A 2,791-nucleotide genomic window follows, 5' to 3' on the forward strand; every position below is an offset into this window, starting at 1 on the left:
GCTTCTCGTTGAACGGCGCGGGTCTTGTGGCTGCTGTCAGCATCGGCGGCAAGGCCGGCACTGCCAGCGACGCCAAGGCAGTGACGGTCGGCATCAATTCAGGGCTGATTCACACGCTTGGCGACCGCTCCACCGGTATCATCGCCCAGTCGATCGGCGGCGGCGGCGGCAATGGCGGCGGCACGGCTTCCGCCGGCCTCGGCGCCAACGTCACAATCGGTGGCAAGGGAGGTGGCGGCGGCACGGGCTGGACCGTCGATGTCACCAATGGCGCGGCGGTACACACCGAAGGTGTCCAGTCTCATGGCATCCTGGCGCAGTCGATCGGCGGCGGTGGCGGCTCAGGCGGATTTGCCGTCTCGGTTGGCGGGCCGTCCTTCTCGCTTGGCGGCGATGGCGCGTCGGGCGGCGGGAGCAAGAAGGTCTATGTCGAAAACACAGGCCTGATCAGCACGGACAAGGATATGTCGATCGGCATCTTCGCGCAGTCGGTCGGCGGCTCGGGCGGCGACGGCGGGTTCGCGATGGCGGCCGGCGCCTTTGCCGCGGTCGGCATCGGTGGCAAAGGCGGGGCCGGCGGCGCGGCCGGCGAGGTAGAGGTCAAGAACACCACCAACATCACGACCGTGGGCTCCCTCTCACACGGCATTCTCGCCCAGTCGGTCGGCCGGCGGTGGCGGCAATGGCGGATCTGTCGGAACGTTTGCCGTCGGTCTGTTCGGCGCCGCTTCCGTGGCGATCGGCGGCGGTGGCGGCGATGGCAATCTCAGCAACCAGGTCACGGTCACCCACAAAGGTGACATTCATGTCGGCGGCATGGGCTCGAAGGCCATCCTTGCGCAATCGGTCGGTGGCAGTGGCGGCAACGGCGGTTCGGCTTATTCAGGCGCGGTCAGCGCTGGTCTCTACGTGTCCGCTTCGGTCGGGGTTGCCGTGGGTGGCGAGGGCGGCAACGGAGGCAATGGTGGAAAGGTAACGGTTCGGGCTGATGGCAACCTGATTGCCGACACCGACGCAGCCGGTTCCGGCGGCATCGTTGCCCAGTCCATCGGCGGCGGCGGCGGCAATGGCGGCCGCGCTGCCACGATTTCGGGTGCAGCCAGCACGGGGGTTAGCGTTTCACTCGGTGTCACTGTTGGCGGCTGGGGTGGCGACGGTGGCAAGAGCGATCTCGTCATCGTCGACAGCGGCATGAATGGCGGCGGCAGCATCGTTACCAAAGGCGCCAACGCGATCGGCATCCTCGCGCAATCGGTGGCCGGCAGCGGCGGCAATGGCGGCGATTCCTGGGGAGCTGCAGGCGGCTTCGGGGTCAACGCCAGCATCAATGCGACGGTCACCATCGGTGGCGGCGGCGGCAAGGGCAACATCAGCGGCGATGTCGCCGTTCACAACGCCATGACGATCAAGACGGGTGGGGACATGAGCGCCGCGATCGTTGCCCAGTCGATCGGCGGCGGCGGCGGCAACGGCGGAGCGACCAATGGCGCGACGGCCGATCTCGGTACAGAAAACGGCGTCAACGTCGCCGTCAACGTTGGTGTCGGCGGGGCGGGGGGCACAGGCAACAAGTCCGGTGCCGTGGATGTTACGAATTCCGCCAATTTGACCACCGACGGCGACTATTCGTCCGGCATTGTTGCCCAATCGATCGGCGGCGGTGGCGGCATGGGCGGTGCGACAAACACGCAGGCCTTCCACGTCGGCGGCACCGCCGGCACGAGCGTTACCGCAAATGTCAGCATCGGCGGCAATGGCGGCGAAGGCAACGATGCCGCCTGTGCCGCGGACGCCGGTGGCAATGCCACTTGTTTCGATGGCAAGGTCGGTGTCGCAGTCGATAATTCGGGCGAGATCCGCACAAGCGGGTTCAACTCGGTCGGCATCCTCGCCATGTCCATCGGCGGCGGTGGCGGCGGCGGCGGCTCGGCTTCGACCAAAGAGGATATCGTCGGCCCAGGCGATGCAGGCGAGACTTCGGTCGGTATCGGCGCGGCGATCGCGCTCGGTGCCGGCGGCGCCGGCAATGGCGGCACGGTTTCGGTCACCAACCGCAATCTGATCGTCACGGACGGCGCCGATTCCTATGGCATCAGCGCCAATTCGATCGGTGGCGGCGGCGGTGTCGGCGGCTCGTCCAGCTCTGGCGTGCTTGGCACTTACGCAATCGGCGGCTCGCTTGGCGGTGCGGGTGGCAAGGGCGGCAATGGCAACCAGGTCGATGTCGTCAATATGGCCGGCGCAACGATATGGACCAAGCAGGAGCGCTCGATAGGCATCTTCGCGCAGTCGGTCGGTGGCGGCGGCGGCGCAGGTGGTGCCGGCGAAAGCAAGGGCAAGAGCGATGGCGGTGAAGTCGCGGTAAACCTGTCGCTTGGCGGCTCGGGTGAGGTCGGCGGCAACGGTGGCAAGGTCAATGTCGAAAACAGCGGCATAATCCAGACCGACAAGGCCAATTCCCACGGCATCCTGGCGCAGTCGATCGGCGGCTCCGGTGGCGTCGGCGGCGCGTCCGGCACGTCATCCACCGACTCGAAGATCGCCATCACGCTGAGCCTCGGCGGCGCCGGCGGCGCTGGCGGTACCAGCGACAAGGTTCACGTCCAGAACTTCCAGAGCGGTTCGATCCTGACGCAGGACGACAACTCGCACGGCATCTTCGCACAGTCGGTGGGCGGCGGCGGTGGTGCGGGTGGCGCTGGCTCGACGGAGACTGGTAAGGCCGAGACGGCCGTTACCATGTATATTGGCGGCCAAGGCGGCAGTGGCAGCATCGGCGGTGAGGTCGAGG

2 pseudogenes are annotated in these 2,791 nt (G+C 67.0%); both read left to right on the forward strand.

Annotated features, from left to right (window positions below):
* Window positions 1-800 (forward strand): annotated as a pseudogene (locus EN955_RS35020) (hypothetical protein); the annotation flags it as partial.
* Window positions 733-2,791 (forward strand): annotated as a pseudogene (locus tag EN955_RS34205) (autotransporter outer membrane beta-barrel domain-containing protein); the annotation flags it as partial. The pseudogenes EN955_RS35020 and EN955_RS34205, both read left to right, overlap by 68 nt.

Origin of the sequence: Mesorhizobium sp. M7A.F.Ca.CA.001.04.2.1 (genome assembly GCF_003998485.1) — a bacterium.
GTDB lineage: Bacteria > Pseudomonadota > Alphaproteobacteria > Rhizobiales > Rhizobiaceae > Mesorhizobium > Mesorhizobium ciceri.